The organism is Pedobacter ginsenosidimutans (assembly GCF_001442625.1).
Lineage (GTDB): Bacteria > Bacteroidota > Bacteroidia > Sphingobacteriales > Sphingobacteriaceae > Pedobacter > Pedobacter ginsenosidimutans.
The window spans coordinates 76,728-92,896 of sequence record NZ_LMZQ01000012.1; the positions used below are offsets into that span (position 1 = coordinate 76,728).

A 16,169-nucleotide genomic window follows, 5' to 3' on the forward strand; every position below is an offset into this window, starting at 1 on the left:
AGAAGATGAAATATTTTAAATACATATATGGTTTGCCGGTTATGGCCTGCCTACTTCTGGTGTCTTGTAATAAGGATGTTTTAGACCGTCCGCCCCTAACATCTTATGTTGATGGGCAATATTGGCGTGGTGAAGATGATATCCGCATGTACGCCAACAGCTACTATCCGAACTATTTTAACGGTTATAGCACTGGCTTTGGAGTTGATTATACACCTGTTAGGGGTTATACTTTCTCTGATGACTTAACAGGTAAAAATGTTCAGATTAACTTTGAAAGTAGTGTGCCTACTACAAGAGGTTCTGTTTCTGAAGCAGCTGATTGGTTGGGTACCTATGCTGGTCCAACTTGGGATTTTGCCTGGATCAGAAAATCGAATGTAATGCTTGCCCGTTTAAACGACGTAGCTAAGCCTAAAATTAGTACTGAAGCCTATAACCACTGGACAGCAGTTGCCCGTTTTTTTAGGGGTTTTGAATATAGCCGTTTAGTCAGTGTTTTTGGCGATGTGCCTTATTTTGATAAAGAACTTTCGGATACCGATCTGGCTGCTTTATATAAAGATAGAGATGCCAGGGGAGTGGTTATGGATAAAGTATACGATGATTTTAAGTTCGTAATGGCCAACATGCGCGAAAATGATGGGGCTCAGTTTTTAAATAAATACATTGCTGCCGCTTTTATTTCAAGATTTATGTTATTTGAAGGAACTTATGAACATTATCATGGTTTAGATGCGGCAAGAGCAAAAAAATATTTAGAATTTGCTGTTGAGGCAGGCGATTATGTGATCAATAGCAACAAATATAATTTCACCCGCGATTTTAAATCATTGTTCTCGAGCGATAACCTGGCAGGGCATCCGGAAGTATTGCTTTATAGAACTTACGATGCTGCTTTAACGGTTACACACAGTATTGGTTCTTACCAAAATGGAACAGAGGTTGTAGGAGTTGATGCAAATTTAGTTTTGATCAAATCTTTCCTGCTAAATGATGGCAAAGTATGGCAAAACTCTGCTGTTACCGGAGCCAACTCATTTACAATTGCCGATCTGGTAAAAACGAGAGATCCACGTTTTGAAGCATCGTTTTATGATAAAGCCCTGGTTCCTTCTGCAACTTTACTTTATGGGTTTAAATTTGCTTCAAGAGAGGCTTTAACTTATATTGGAAAAACTTACCCTGCCGCTTGGGGCAGTAACACCAATACAAGTGATGCGCCCGTAATGCGTTTGGCAGAAGTCGTGTTAAACTGGATAGAAGCCAAAGCAGTATTGGCTCAGTATTTTGGTGGTACGGCAGTAACGCAGGCTGATTTAAACAAATCAGTAAATGCAATCAGAAACCGGCCCTTAGATGCTGCGGCAACTGCAAAGGGGGTATTAAAAACAGCTCCATTAACGTTAGGTGCACTTCCTGTTGATCCGGCTAAAGATGCCGATGTTCCTGATCTGATCTGGGAAATCCGCAGGGAGCGTCGTATGGAGTTTGTGTTTGAGCATACCCGTTTGTTGGATTTAAAACGCTGGAAAAAATTAAACAATATGGACTTCAGTGCCAATCCTGACTATTTCTTGGGTCCATGGGTTAATGTACAAACCGAGGCTGCAAGTTACTTAACTCCTGCTAATGCAACTGCCCGAAATGTTAAGGTTAAAAAGGCTGATGGTACCATTGTTACCTATGACGGCACAAATGCTGCGGCCATGGTAGGTTATTGGATGGTTACCAATGCGACAAATAGAAATGCATTTACAGATAGGGCATATTTAGCCCCAGTAGGGCAGGCACAGATTATTCAATATCAGGAAAAGGGCTATAAGCTTACGCAGACTACAGGCTGGTAGTGTTTTAGATGTTTTTTGAATTTAATATAACCTCCTCAAACTTAATAAGATTGAGGAGGTTTTTTTATGCTTATTATTTCGTGCTTAGCCACACTACTTTACCATCCATTGTACTCGCTAGTATATTTTTACTGTCGATCACATTCACGGTATTAATCATCGAATTATCTATTTTATGTGCCCAAACCGTGCTCTGTTGTTTGGGGTCGATGGCATAGATAACACCGTTTTTTGTTCCAAAAAATACCTTCCCGTCTTTCTCTATCAACATGGATGGTACGTGTTCATATCCAAAGCCTGCATTATATCGCCAAAGTATACCCGGATCTTGTGCCTGCGCTTTATAAGCTACAATTTCGTCCTGCATGGTTTTGCCATAAATGATGGTACTGTCTGCAGATTGTCCGATCGATTCGCGAACCGTAGCTTCTTTGTTCCGCCAAAGTGTACTTCCGTTTTTTGCATCAATCGCGGTTAAATAACGGTCTGGAGCTGCAATATAAATTATCCCGTTATAAGCTACAGGCGTTACCATAGCTGGCGAAAACATTCTGTTGCCCTGGCCATTATTCCATTTCCACAACAAGTTTCCGCTGTTAATATCAAGTGCATATAAATGTCTGCCCCATGAGCCAAAAATAATCTTGCCCTGATAAATAAGTGGCTTGCCCACAATCGTACCTTCTACTTCTTTAAATGCCCATATTTCATTCCCTGTTTTAACATCCAATGCCCTAAAGGTATTATCGCTGCCACCTATGTACACCTGTTGGCCGCTAACTACCGGCGAACCCAATACCGAGTTAGTTGTTTCTTTGTGCCAGATTTCTTTTCCTGTTTTTGCATTTAATGCGTAAATAGTGCCATCTCCTGAACCGAAGATAACCATATTGTTAACGGCAACTGGTGATGAATAGATCGCGCCTTTGGTTTTAAATGTCCATACTTTTTTTCCTGTATTTTTATTTAAGGCTTCAACCAAACCTAAGCTATTGCCAAAAATAACATTGTTCGAAGCGTAGGTTGGTGTATTCACTACGTTGGCGTTAGAATGATAAGTCCAAACTTCTTTCGTACCCGGATATTTATTGTTGATTGCAAAATCGGGGCGATTATATTTTTTTGAATCAGCCTGAAAAGTTTTTAGTGCAATTTTTCGCCACACCGGAAGAATATCCTGGGTTGGTTTTTTAACCTGGAAAAAAGCACTATCCCTGTTCATCGTTACAATGTTGTACCCTCCAATACTATCCTTTGCCCTTAGGTTAGAGCGCCCCATTGTAGCTTCAATACCTTCAAAATTATAAGGATGATTATTGTGCCCATGGCCGCAAATGGCATATTGGATATTATATTTCTTTAACTCATCCGTTGCTTCGTACCAATTATCCAAACTGTTATCCAGCGGGTAATGGTTGGCAAAAATAATGGGCATATTCTTAGGTGTTGCTTTAAGCACACTGTCAAGCCAAACGGTCGCATCTCTTGGAATGTGCCCATCGCTCATCCTTACGTAAGGGCCAGATGCACATGCTATAAAACGGTAGCCATTATGATCGAAAATAAATTTATCGCCACCAAACTCTTTAATAAAATTTACACCACCTGATTCTGACCATCCTGTATCGTGGTTTCCGGGGATAATGTGGTATGGTTTATTTAATTTCGATAGGATGTCTTTAGCCAGTTTAAGCTCATTATTGGTACCCATTTCGGTGATGTCGCCAGTAATGATCACAAAATCGATGTCATTTATTGTATTTAAATCAGCAACAGTTCTGTTAAGATCTTCTTCGCCTGTTGATGACCCAACGTGGGTATCAGTTACAAAAGCATATTTAAAACTTTGGGCTTTTACAGAGAGCGAGAACAGAATAGCAAACAGTAAAAGAATGGGATATTTCATTTGTTTTTCGTTAAATTGTTTAAATAAAAATCGGTATTTTTTAGGGTTAAAGCGGAGCTGTAATACCAATTTTACATGTTAATAAATGTACTGCAAGAGGTTAAGAAATAGCTTTTTCTGTTCATAAAAAGGGATTAAGCAAAAAAGGCGGCCATTGGCCGCCTCTTACTCGTTCTGTTGTAAAAAATTATAAAATTTTAAACCCTAAACTCAATTGAAACAAGTTAGGTTTTTGGCTGTATTTCTCACTTTTACTGATGTTGGATAAACCAGCTTCATAGCGTAAATCAACCGAAATGTTACCCACGTCTACACCAGCACCTGCCTGTAGGCCCAGTGCCTGGTTTTTGTAGTTGTCGAAATCGGTAGCTTGTTGATAAGCAGAACTAAAAGACGAATTTTCGTCCAGAATAAATGAAATAACCGGACCAGCCATTAAGCGGAAGTTTAAATTTTTAGCACCAAATTTTGTTCCCAATAAAACAGGAACATCTAAAGTGGTAAATTTTACTTTTCCTTCAGCTGCAATTTCATTCCCATTATCTTGCGTAATGCTGATAAATTTGTTGCCTTTACTACCAATGTAAGCCTCTGGTTGCACATAAAAACTAGCGCCACCAATTCGTGCCCAGGCACCGATCTGATAACCTAAACGGTTTTCTTCGCTTGCGAAATCTGCATTTAACTTGGCTAAGTTTACACCTGCTTTAACTCCTAGGTTAAATGTTTGTGCCTTAGATGTTGCCCAACCCAGGGTTAGGAAAACAATAGAGAAGATGATTTTTTTCATGTTGTTTAATTTGTTTTTTTTAAAGGTTATAAAACCATAAACGATCAGTGATACATGCAATGGTTTCATTTTTAAAATTTGTGTTAAGCGGTTTTTATACCGATTAGGTTTTATAACGCGCTTTTAACACAATTATCGTGCAAAAAGAATCGGCGAATCTCCACTTTTTTTGTCACATCACATAAAAAGGTATTAACCTGAGCAAATATTTTTTACTTTTGCATCAAATAAAATATGCCATGGCTAATTTTCAACTTACTTCAGAAACTGCATTTAAAGTAAAAACCAAGTTCTTAAGGAAATATCGCGATCTGGCGAACGAGCCTTTAGATTTTACGCCAGGCAAAGAAGATCAACTGATTGAAGATTTAATGCGTTTGGTGAAACGCGACCGTACCTACATCGAATTTACCATTCAAAAAGCACTTGCCGATACCAAGGGCAACAGGCTTTAGTAAATCTTTCCTTTGTTTTCATGCCCTTCTTTTTAGCGTAACGCTTAATTTACGCTTAGCCCAAATAAGCTGTTTTTAATATTTATCGGTTTTTGTACATTTACGTTTGTACTTAATCAATAATAATCTTCCAGAAAGAGCAGTATTTCATTTAACTCGCCCTTCGGAATTAAAACATATAAGGGAATGAAGAAACTAAAATATGGTCTTTTAGCAGCTGGTTTTGGCGTGGCTGTTTTGTCTTTTTCATTTAAAGAAGATTTATTCCTCGTATCTAAAAACCTCGATATTTTTGCTTCACTCTATAAAGAAATCAATATCAATTATGTTGATGACACCAATGCCCCTCAATTGATGAAAACAGGGATTGATGCCATGTTGGATAGTTTAGATCCCTATACCGAATATGTTCCAGAATCGGAGATTGAAGATTACAAACTGAAATATGTGAGCACTCAATATGGTGGTATTGGTGCAGGTACTGTTTTTATTGATGGCAAACTGTTTATCAATGAAGTAAGCGAAGGTTATCCTGCAAATAAAAGTGATATTAAAGCTGGCGATCAGGTGGTGAGCATCAATGGGATTGCCATAAAAGGTAAAGACCGTCAAGAAATTAGTCAGTTGTTACGCGGGCCGAAAGGCACAGCCGTTGATTTGTTGGTGATTAGAGATGGAAAAGAAATCACTAAAAAACTTATGCGCGAGGAAATAAAACAACCTAATGTTTCTTACTCAGGAATGGTTGGCGATGGCATCGGTTACATCAAACTCGATAAATTCCTTGAAAATTCCGGACAGGAGGTTAAAGACGCGCTTTTGTCCATCCAAAAGGAAAATCCAAAAGGTGTGGTTTTAGATTTGAGAAACAACGGCGGAGGTATTTTGCAGGAAGCGGTTAAAATTGTGAACCTCTTTGTGAATAAAGATCAGCTTATTGTAACCCAAAAAGGCAAAAATGTAGAGAAAACCATTGCCTATAAAACACTTTTAACCCCGGTTTCTACTTCGGTTCCATTGGTAGTGCTTGTAAATGGAAATTCGGCCTCAGCCTCAGAGATTGTTGCGGGTTCTTTACAGGATTTAGATCGTGCCATTGTAATTGGTCAACGTAGTTACGGCAAAGGCTTGGTTCAGCAAACCTTCAACCTGCCTTATAACAGCTTGGTTAAAGTAACTGTGGCGAAATATTATACACCATCAGGCAGGTGCATCCAAAAATTGGATTATGCACACAAAAATGCAGATGGTGTTGCCGAACGTTTTGCCGATTCGACCATGGTAATGTACCAGACCAAAGCAGGAAGGAACGTGTACAGTGGTAATGGTGTTTATCCCGATATCGTGGTAGATGCCGTGAAACTCAGCCCGATTACCATTTCAATGCTTAATAAAAACCTTTTCTTTAACTACGCAAATCAATACAGGAAAGAAAAACCAAGTTTGGCATCAGCCAAAACTTTCCAGTTATCTGATGCAGATTATACGGCATTTTCTGGCAGTTTGGCCGATAAAGATTTAACCTACCTAAGCCGTACCGAAAGGTTGCTTTCCGATTTAAGGTTAGAAGCCGAAAAGGAAAATAAATCTGCCGAAGTAAAAACCGATCTGGAGAATCTTAAATATAAACTTACCTCTTCTAAAAAAACCGATCTGATTAGCCATAAAGCAGAAATAAAAAGAGTTTTAGAAACACAGATTGTAAGCCGGTATTTTTACGAAAAAGGAAGAATTGAGCAGAGCTTCCAGTACGATAAAGAACTGGCTGCAGCAAAAAACCTTTTTACCAACCAATCGCAGATTCTGGCCATTTTAAAAGGAGATGGAAATTATAAGGTGATTGGAAAACCAACTAGAGCCACCGCATCAATAGACTAAAAACCTAACCAAACGATACCGCTATCCTTATGAAAAAATTACCCCTAATATGCCTTGTGCTATTGATCGCCTTGCAGTTAAAAGCCCAGGATTATACTCCTACAGCCTCTAATTTAAAACAACGAGCATGGTTTAACGATGCCCGATTTGGCTTATTTATCCACTGGGGGCCTTTTAGTATACCTGGGAGTGGCGAATGGGTAATGAACGAACGAAAGTTGAATGTTCATAATTACACCAACCTTAAAGATTTTTTTAACCCGGTTGAATTTAATGCCGAACAATGGGTAAGCATGGCGAAGAATGCCGGAATGAAATACATTACGCTGATTACCAGGCACCATGATGGTTTTAGCATGTGGGATACCAAATATTCTGATTTCAATATCATGAATACACCCTATAAAAAGGATATCGTAAAAATGATGGCCGATGAGTGCCACAAACAAGGCATAAAACTATACCTGTATTATTCGCTGTTAGATTGGCGCAGAGAAGACTATCCGCACGAAACTGGCCGTACCGGGCAGAACTCTGGTAGAACAGGTAAAGGTGATTATGCAAGCTATTTGCAGTTCATGAAAAACCAATTAACAGAGCTGTTGACCAATTATGGTGAAATAGGCGGGATCTGGTTTGACGGGCATTGGGATCAGACTGCACCAGAAGGATCAAAAGACAGAACATCGCGGATTGATTGGAAATACAACGAAATTTATGGCTTAATCCACAAACTTCAACCGCAGTGTATGATCGGTAATAACCATCACCTTACGCCCTTTGCCGGAGAAGATTTTCAAATGTTCGAACGCGATCTTCCGGGCGAGAATAAATCAGGTTTAAGTTTTCAAAAGGCATCAGATAAACTACCGCTCGAAACCTGCGAAACCATTTCAAATTCATGGGGGTATAATTTGAGCGATACCTATTATAAATCGAATAAAGAACTGGTGCATATGTTGGTTAAAGCAGCAAGTTTAGGTTCCAATCTTTTATTGAACATCGGCCCGATGCCGAGCGGTAAAATTCAACCCGAGTTTCAAGACCGATTAGCCGGTTTAGGCGATTGGCTTAAAGTATATGGCGAAAGCATTTATGGTACTAAAGCAGGATTTATTAAGCCACAGGCCTGGGGAAGCATTACGCAAATCGACAACAAAGTTTATATCCACCTTGTTGATGGAAAAACGGCAACGCTTAATTTGGAAAATGTTCCGGTAAAGAAAATCAAAAAGGCATATTTATTGAAAGATAAAAGTCCGGTAAACTATACTTTTAAAAAATCAAAATTAAGTATTACTACAACTTTAAATAGTGCAGAACCCGATCAGGTAATTGTTTTGGAGATTGGGTAACAGGGCTTGCACGAATGGTCGTCATTTCGAGCGGAGAGCAACGCAGTCGAGAAATCTATCGAAACAGATTTCTCCTCCGAAGGAGTTCCTTTGGAACATTTCACTGCGTGTCATCCGATAGCTATCGGATCGAAATGACGACTGATTTTTACAATCTGTCATTGGTAATTTATTTCAGGATCTTTCCAGGCATAAAGATGCTGACTACGAAGTAGCTACAAGACAAATGAAAATACTACCTCTACTTGTAAAACGATTTCAGCAGTAGGTGGGTGGCCTTGAAATATGCAATGCACCCCGTTATATACCTGAAAATAGTGTATTTCTATCTTTTTCTTAATTTTAGCACAATTCTTCCCCCTTTATGAGAAAATAAACGTAAAACGTTTTACTTTTAGGCTTTAAATTCTAATGTAAGAAATTATAAGCACACATGCAGTTCAAGAAAACCTCGTCTATTCTATTTCTAACGGCCTCTCTATTCTCCCTAAATGCAACTGCGCAGCAGAACTCCAAACTTACCCGGTATGTAGATCCATTAATCGGATCAGCAAAACACGGTCACGTTTTTGTAGGTGCAAATGTTCCTTTTGGTGCAGTTCAGCTCGGACCGAACAACATTTTTGAAGGCTGGGACTGGTGCAGTGGATATAACTATGTTAGTAATACGATTACCGGTTTTGCACATACGCATTTAAGTGGTACCGGAATCGGCGACCTGGGCGATATTTCAATCATGCCTGCAACTGGTAAATTATTGCTCGAGAAAGGTAAAACAGCCGAAGACCAGAACGGATACCTTTCTAAATTTTCTCATCAAAATGAAATAGCCAAAGCTGGTTATTATAGTGTATTACTTGATAAATACCAAATTAAAGCTGAACTAACAGCCACCGAAAGGGTAGGTTTTCACCAATATACTTTTAAAAAAGGTGCAGAAAATCCACATATCATTATCGATTTAATTGAAGGTATAGGCTGGGATGCACCCGTATCGGCATCATTTAAACAGCTCGATGCGACCACTATCGTGGGGCATCGTAATTCGAAAGGTTGGGCAAACGATCAACGTTTATATTTTGTAATTAAACTTTCACAACCGATTAAAAGTATTGCGTTATATGATAGCACAGCAGTTAAAAGTGGTGTGTCATTATCTGGCAAAAAACTAAAAGCAGCGGTAAACTTTAATGCCATTAATCATGATAAACTACAGATTAAAGTTGCTCTATCTCCGGTAAGCATCGAAAATGCCATTTTAAACCTAAAAACAGAATTGCCGGGCTGGGACTTTGCCGCTACAGCTAAAAACAGCGATGCGAAGTGGGAAAAAGAACTGGCTAAGGTGAAAATTGAGGCTTCAAATACGACCAAAAAGATATTTTATACCGCTTTGTACCATACTATGGTGGCCCCATCTCTTTTTAACGATGTAAACAAAGATTACCTCGGTACAGATAAAAAGGTCTACAAAAAGGCAAATTTCAATAACCTCACTACCTTTTCACTGTGGGATACTTACCGTGCAGCTAATCCATTGTACACCATCCTGCACCAGGATAAGGTAAACGATGTGGTAAATACCATGTTAGCCATCTATAAACAACAGGGTAAACTGCCCGTTTGGCATTTAATGGGCAGTGAAACCAATACCATGGTGGGCTACCATGCCGTTCCGGTTATTGTTGATGCCTATTTAAAAGGATACCGTGACTTTGACGTAAATCTGGCATACGAAGCAATAAAACAATCGGCCATGCAGAAAACAGATGGCATTGATTATATCCAGCAATTAAAATATATTCCTGCTGATAAGGTAAACGAATCAGTGGGTAAAGCTTTGGAGTATGCTATTGACGATTATTGCATTGCACAAATGGCTAAAGCACTGAATAAAACAGCAGATTACACTTACTTTAGTAAAAGATCGAAACTGTATAGTTTATACTTCGATCCGAGCGTTCAGTTTATGCGGGGTAAACTTACTGATGGAAACTGGAGAAGCCCGTTCGATCCCTTTTCATCCAAACACCGTGAAGATGATTATGTAGAAGGTAATGCCTGGCAATATACCTGGCTGGTGCCGCAAGATGTAGAAGGACTGATTGATCTTTTTGGTGGGGATAAAGCTTTTATCAATAAACTCGATTCGCTATTTACCTTACCCTTGGATTTGGGAACCAACGGCTCGCCTGATATTAGCGGATTGATCGGTAATTATGCCCAGGGGAATGAACCCAACCATCACATTCCTTATTTATATACTTATGCAGGCCAGCCATGGAAAACTGCCGATCTGATCCGTAAAATCGACAAAGATTTCTATTCTTCAAAACCGGATGGTTTGTGTGGTAATGAAGATGTAGGCCAAATGAGTGCCTGGTATGTTTTTTCTGCAATGGGTTTCTACCCTGTAAATCCGTCAAACGGAGCTTATGTTTTCGGGACACCATTGGTTAATGATGCGATCATTTCGCTGCCTGGGAATAAGAAATTCAATATAAGGGTTGTGGGTAACAGTGCGGAGAACAAATACATTCAGAAAATTGTGCTTAATGGCAAAGCTTATACTAAATCATTTATCCTGCACAAAACCATAAACGCTGGTGGAAATATGCAAATTTATATGGGCAATAAACCATCGGCAACCTGGGGTGTAAACCCTGGGGATAGACCAACATCCGGAAAATAATTCTAGATGAAAAGGAGGTTATATTGTAAGTCTGGTTTATCTAGATTTTGTCACGTTGAGCCTGTCGAAACGCCCATCATGGTGTTTTGGAAGGTCCTTCGACAAGCTCTCCGTAGGGAGTCCTTTGGACAGGATGACAATTCTATATTTATAATTATAATACATCCTCATGAAAATTAACCATAACCAGTATCAACTAAAATATCTTAAATAAATGAAGAAACTATTTTTACTTCTCTTACTCTGTTCGGTTTTAACCGTAAATGCACAACAGCGCTTTGAACTAAATTCGGGTTGGGTATGTACCAATATCAAAGATGCTAAATCTACTGGTTCAGAAATTTCGAAAACAGGTTTTTCGGTTAACAATTGGATGCCTGCAACTGTACCTGGAACAGTATTAACCACTTTGCTAAACAATAAAAAAGTTCCTGATCCATTTTATGGCATGAACAACGAGAAAATTCCTGATGTGTATAAAACCGGTAACGATTATTACACCTATTGGTTTGTAAAAGATTTTGAAGAACGTGCCATAGGTAACGAACAGGTTTGGTTACAGTTTAGGGGAATAAATTACAAAGCCGAAATTTATTTGAACGGAAAAAAGGTTAATCCAAAAACCCAGGTGGGTATGCATCTTAGGGCACAGTACAACATCACTAAACTTTTATCTCCGAATGGGAAAAACAGACTTGCTGTTATCGTTTATCCACCAGATTTTCCTGGTAACCCGAACGGTGGCCAGGGTGGTGATGGCACCATAGCCAAAGGTTTAACCACACAATACACAGCTGGCTGGGATTGGATTCAGCCCACCCGCGATCGCAACACAGGCATTTGGGATAAAGTGACCATCGAGAAAACAAAAAACATCAATATCCAGAATCCACAGGTAATTACATTGGTTCCAGGCAAGCGCTTACCAGAAGGGAAACAAAATCCGGCTACCGTTAAAGTTTCGGTTGAAGTTGAAAACCCAACAGGTCAGGCTATTTCGGGTACTTTGCAATATCAAATTGCCGGAAAATTGGTTAAACAGGCAACAACTGTCGCGGCAAATAAAACAACTATAGTCAAACTTCCAGATTTACAGCTCGAAAATCCTAAATTATGGTGGCCAAGCGGATATGGGCCACAGAACCTGTATGATGTGAAGATCGAATTTATCGCGGCCAACCAGGTATTAGATCAGGAGCAGCTTAAAGTAGGTGTTCGCCAGATAGATAATATCTGGAACGAGCACACCAGGAGTATGGGCGCTTTTGTAAACGGACAAAAGATTTTTATTAAGGGTGGTAACTGGATTATTTCTGATGCGATGCTCCGTTTTAGCGATGCCCGTTACGATGCTGAAGTGCGTTACCATAAAGATATGAACCTCAACCTGATCAGGATTTGGGGAGGAGCAATTTTAGAAAGACCTGAATTTTATAACGCCTGCGATAAATACGGTTTGCTGGTTTTTCAGGATTTCTGGTTCAGTGGCGATTGCAATGGCCGTTGGGTAGATCCAATGAAGAAGGAAGACCAATGGACACGCAGAAATTATCCAGATGATCATCATTTAACCTTAACAGCTATTGAAGATCAGATCAAGATGATCAGAAACCATGCTTCACTTGCTTTTTGGTGCGGTGGAAATGAGATTACACCACCAGAAGATATTTTGGAACCTTTAAAGAACGATATTCTGCCGCGCTTAGATGGAACAAGAAAACTTTTTGATTTCTCCAATAGCGACGAAATGTCTTTCAATTCCATTGGTGGAAACGGTGATGGCCCGTACGGCATACAGGATATTAAAACTTTCTGGGGTACCAGAACATTTCCTTACAATTCGGAAGTAGGTTCGGTAGGGGTAGGTGACTACGCCTCTTTGCTCCGTTTTATCCCAAAAGAGAACCTGATTGCGCCGCAATACAAAGCCAGGCCCGATTCGGTATGGGATTACCATAAGTATATCTCATACGAGCAATACCTTAATCCATACGGTAAGCCAAAAAGTGCAGAAGATTTTGCAATGAAGGCTCAATTGGCCAATTACGATCAATACAGGGCATTAATGGAGGGTTTCTCGAACAAAATGTGGGACTGGTATACCGGATCCATCATCTGGAAAACTCAAAACCCCTGGACAGCCATGCGTGGACAGATGTACGATTATTACCTTGATCCTAACGCCTGTTTATATGGCTTAAGGAAAGGAAGTGAACCTTTGCATGTAATGATGAATCCTTTGGATAGCATGGTAACCATTGTAAACAATGGGTTTAGCACTAAAAACAACCTGATGGTACAGGCGAAAGCTTATGATATGGGCGGAAAAGATTATTTCTACTCTCAGGCCTTCAATTCGGTTGGTCCATCTTCAGTGAGAAGACTTTTTCCTATGAATGAGTTCTTAACCAAGCTGGATAAAAAAGAAGGTGTATTTGTTTCTTTAAGGATTTTAGATCAAAAGCAAAATATTTTAAGCGAGAATATTTATTGGCTTCCAGGTAAGGATGGTGAATATTCGGGCTTAAAAAGCATTAAACAAGCGCCCTTAAAAGTTGCAGCAGTTGATCAGAAAAACGGTAAGGTAGCAGTTACTTTAAGCAATGCAAATGGAAGCCCTGTAGCATTTTTTAACCGGGTTGCTTTAATAAATGGCAATACTGGCGAACGTGTACTCCCTGCTTTTTATGATGATAACTACGTAAGTATTTTGCCTGGCGAAAGTAAAACGGTAATTGTAGAATATACAGGGAAACAAAGTAATTTAGCTGTAGAGGTATATGGCTGGAATGTAGAAAAGCAAAAGGTGAGTATTCAATAGCTTACAAGACCTATCAGGTTTAATTCGTAACTTATATTGTTTTCAATGACCTCATTGAGAGCTGCGCCGTTTCGAAACCTGATAGGTCTTTACTGCTTCTAATAACAAGCCCTTCGTTTCTAAACCTGATAAAGCGGATAGCCCACAACGAGGAACGAGTGAGGACTTGAAGCGATAGCAGGACTACTCTGGCCATTAAAACAGAACCCCACATTTCCAAAAAAACATCGGCTAGTTTTGGCCCAACGCTTTAAGATCGCTTCTTACTTCAGCAATGACGATGCCAACAAAAAAGGCGACACTTTACGCATCGCCTTTTTTCATTTAATATGTTTTACAGCCTTAGCTTACACCATGTAATTTTACTTTTAACCCATCCATATTGTTGTTTAACTGCAGTTGGCAGGCTAAACGCGAATTTGGTAACAGATCAGGCAAAGTATCTAACATGGCATACTCATCGTCTGTCATTTCGTTAAGTTTTTCTTCGCCTTCTAACACATCAACGCAGCAGGTAGCACATAAGGCCATTCCGCCACAAGTAGCTAGAATATCGTACTCTGATGCTTTTAAAAACTCCATCAGGCTTAAACCCATGTCAGTTGGTGCAACGTGTTCTGTAACCGAGCCATCCGGCTCTTGCATATATATGTTAATGTTGTTTTCCATTTTTTAGTTCTCTTATGATTTGTAGCGACAAATATAGGAGAAAGCTTAAAATTCTGAAACTCCGTTTACAGTTGTATATTTCATGGTATATTTCACCCCCGGGTTCATGTAAGAATAAGCGCTATGGCTCATTAATGCAGCCTCGTGGAAACCACAAAGAATCAATTTTAGTTTATTGGTGTAAGTGTTTATATCGCCAATAGCATAAATTCCAGGGATGTTTGTCGAATAATCATCAACATTAACCTCAATTGCACTTTTGTTGATATTTAAGTTCCAATCTTCAATCGGGCCTAATTTAGGACTCAAACCAAACAAAGGAATTAAGTGATCAGCTTCTACCACCGTTTTTTCCATGGTACGGTTCTGTACAATTTCAACTTGTTCTAATTTGTCTGTTCCCTGTACTGCCTGAAGGTTGCTGTTTAAAATCAAATTGATTTTTCCGCTTTCTGCCAAGGCCATTACTTTAGCAACCGAATCTGGAGCACCACGGAAACTCTCGCTTCTGTGCACCAAAGTTAGTTCAGAACAAACTTCTGCTAAGTAAATGGTCCAGTCTAAAGCAGAGTCGCCGCCACCGGCAATCACCATTTTCTGATCGCGGTATTTTTCAGGGTCAAGGATCATGTAGTTTACACCTTTACCGTTCTCAAAGTTCTCTAAGTTTTCTACAGCTGGTTTACGCGGCTCAAAACAGCCTAAACCACCAGCAATTACCACAACTTTAGCTTCGATAACCGTACCCATATTGGTCGTTAAAACGAAATCTGCTTCGCCACGCTTTTCTAAACCTTCAATACGTTCGCCTAAAGTAAACGTTGGATGGAAAGGTTTTGCCTGCTCCATTAAGTTATCGATAAGTTCCTGAGCCAACACAGAAGGATAACCTGGGATATCGTATATCGGTTTTTTAGGGTAAATTTCAGACAGCTGACCACCAACCTGAGGCAGGTAGTCAATTAAATGGCAACGCATTTTTAATAAACCGGCTTCAAAAATGGCGAATAAGCCAACCGGACCAGCGCCTATTACGGCTATATCAGTAGTGATCATTAAAAAAAATTTGACGCAAAGTTACAAAATAAAGTATTATCAATCCTGTTATTTAGAAATATTCTAGATAATTTTGTAATACTGTTGTATTCAATATTTTATATGCTTTGTATTGGGTAAAAACAAAAGTTAAGGGTTTTTAGGGGATTAAAGCAAATTATAATTGGTCTATAGGTTTAGTGGGAAATTTAATCTGCTTACTCTGCCATATCATAAAAAGATAATATTTTAGCTTTGCCAATAACCCGTTCCCCTTCGTGAATATGCCATACCTGCCCAACATGTAAATATTGATGGAGCGATGGGAAATCAAGAAATCTAACTTTTACAATCTTTTTCTCCCCAGGCTCGATCGTTGGCCATTCGCTGAAATTAAGATCACCAATGTAAGTTTGCAATATTTGGTCCTGTTTATATTCAAATACATGATTAGGTCTGAAGCCTGATATAATCCCAGTCTTCCTTCCACCTTCACTTGTTGGTTTTAGTTCCAGTTCCGCCTTTACTAAAACGAGTGGGTTCGAGTTTTCATACTCGATTTCATTAAAACTTACTAATGTGTATTTGTCATACGCCATTAAATCAAAAATTTTTGATTCACCTGTTGCTAACCATTTTTTGTAAATAAGCACCCCATTTTGATATAGATACAGCTCATTGTTTTTAATTTCTTTATGAATTTTCATCATAATTTACT

General features: G+C 39.2%; 11 protein-coding genes. 6 read left to right on the plus strand and 5 right to left on the minus strand.

From position 1 onward, the window contains the following. Positions 1-5 precede the first annotated feature (5 nt). Complete coding sequence (locus ASU31_RS15770) at positions 6-1,850, plus strand: RagB/SusD family nutrient uptake outer membrane protein (RefSeq protein ID WP_057933245.1); 1,845 nt, start codon at positions 6-8, stop codon at positions 1,848-1,850. A 73-nt stretch (positions 1,851-1,923) separates the two neighbouring features. Here ASU31_RS15770 and ASU31_RS15775 read toward each other — a convergent pair whose 3' ends face one another. Then, positions 1,924-3,756, minus strand: coding sequence for an outer membrane protein assembly factor BamB family protein (locus ASU31_RS15775; RefSeq protein ID WP_057933304.1), 1,833 nt, complete (start codon positions 3,754-3,756; stop codon positions 1,924-1,926). 187 nt (positions 3,757-3,943) lie between these two features. Then, entirely contained in the window at positions 3,944-4,546 is a 603-nt protein-coding gene (locus ASU31_RS15780; RefSeq protein WP_057933305.1) for a porin family protein, read from the minus strand. 239 nt (positions 4,547-4,785) lie between these two features. Between ASU31_RS15780 and ASU31_RS15785 the strand changes: the two genes are divergently transcribed. The 5 genes from ASU31_RS15785 to ASU31_RS15805 all read left to right on the plus strand — a co-directional run bounded on the left by ASU31_RS15785 (position 4,786) and on the right by ASU31_RS15805 (position 13,747). Further along, positions 4,786-5,001, plus strand: coding sequence for a hypothetical protein (locus ASU31_RS15785; RefSeq protein ID WP_029280579.1), 216 nt, complete (start codon positions 4,786-4,788; stop codon positions 4,999-5,001). 186 nt (positions 5,002-5,187) lie between these two features. Further along, entirely contained in the window at positions 5,188-6,879 is a 1,692-nt protein-coding gene (locus ASU31_RS15790) for a S41 family peptidase (protein WP_057933246.1), read from the plus strand. Positions 6,880-6,908: 29 nt separating this feature from the next. Next, the gene (locus tag ASU31_RS15795; RefSeq protein WP_057933247.1) at positions 6,909-8,234 is read left to right on the plus strand and encodes an alpha-L-fucosidase; all 1,326 of its coding nucleotides are present in this window, start codon (positions 6,909-6,911) and stop codon (positions 8,232-8,234) included. A gap of 433 nt (positions 8,235-8,667) precedes the next feature. After that, positions 8,668-10,926 carry a GH92 family glycosyl hydrolase gene (locus ASU31_RS15800; protein WP_057933248.1) on the plus strand — a complete coding sequence of 753 codons (2,259 nt, stop codon included), beginning with the start codon at positions 8,668-8,670 and terminating at the stop codon, positions 10,924-10,926. 214 nt (positions 10,927-11,140) lie between these two features. Next, on the plus strand, positions 11,141-13,747 hold the full coding sequence (locus ASU31_RS15805; protein WP_057933249.1) for a glycoside hydrolase family 2 protein: 2,607 nt from the start codon (positions 11,141-11,143) through the stop codon (positions 13,745-13,747). 342 nt (positions 13,748-14,089) lie between these two features. Here the strand turns inward: ASU31_RS15805 and ASU31_RS15810 are convergent, their stop codons facing one another. The 3 genes from ASU31_RS15810 to ASU31_RS15820 form a co-directional block, all read right to left on the minus strand. Further along, positions 14,090-14,416, minus strand: coding sequence for a 2Fe-2S iron-sulfur cluster-binding protein (locus tag ASU31_RS15810; RefSeq protein WP_025141835.1), 327 nt, complete (start codon positions 14,414-14,416; stop codon positions 14,090-14,092). Positions 14,417-14,461: 45 nt separating this feature from the next. Then, complete coding sequence (locus ASU31_RS15815; RefSeq protein ID WP_029274634.1) at positions 14,462-15,472, minus strand: NAD(P)/FAD-dependent oxidoreductase; 1,011 nt, start codon at positions 15,470-15,472, stop codon at positions 14,462-14,464. Positions 15,473-15,669: 197 nt separating this feature from the next. After that, a complete protein-coding gene (locus ASU31_RS15820) occupies positions 15,670-16,161 on the minus strand; it encodes a hypothetical protein (protein WP_209435006.1) in 492 nt (163 codons plus the stop codon). Positions 16,162-16,169: the final 8 nt, after the last annotated feature.

Coding starts and splice junctions, on each gene's coding strand:
- ASU31_RS15810 (WP_025141835.1), bottom strand. CDS start 14,416: ATGGAAAACAACATTAACATATATATGCAAGAGCCGGATGGCTCGGTT.
- ASU31_RS15790 (WP_057933246.1), top strand. CDS start 5,188: ATGAAGAAACTAAAATATGGTCTTTTAGCAGCTGGTTTTGGCGTGGCT.
- ASU31_RS15800 (WP_057933248.1), top strand. CDS start 8,668: ATGCAGTTCAAGAAAACCTCGTCTATTCTATTTCTAACGGCCTCTCTA.
- ASU31_RS15805 (WP_057933249.1), top strand. CDS start 11,141: ATGAAGAAACTATTTTTACTTCTCTTACTCTGTTCGGTTTTAACCGTA.
- ASU31_RS15785 (WP_029280579.1), top strand. CDS start 4,786: ATGGCTAATTTTCAACTTACTTCAGAAACTGCATTTAAAGTAAAAACC.
- ASU31_RS15770 (WP_057933245.1), top strand. CDS start 6: ATGAAATATTTTAAATACATATATGGTTTGCCGGTTATGGCCTGCCTA.
- ASU31_RS15820 (WP_209435006.1), bottom strand. CDS start 16,161: ATGATGAAAATTCATAAAGAAATTAAAAACAATGAGCTGTATCTATAT.
- ASU31_RS15780 (WP_057933305.1), bottom strand. CDS start 4,546: ATGAAAAAAATCATCTTCTCTATTGTTTTCCTAACCCTGGGTTGGGCA.
- ASU31_RS15815 (WP_029274634.1), bottom strand. CDS start 15,472: ATGATCACTACTGATATAGCCGTAATAGGCGCTGGTCCGGTTGGCTTA.
- ASU31_RS15795 (WP_057933247.1), top strand. CDS start 6,909: ATGAAAAAATTACCCCTAATATGCCTTGTGCTATTGATCGCCTTGCAG.
- ASU31_RS15775 (WP_057933304.1), bottom strand. CDS start 3,756: ATGAAATATCCCATTCTTTTACTGTTTGCTATTCTGTTCTCGCTCTCT.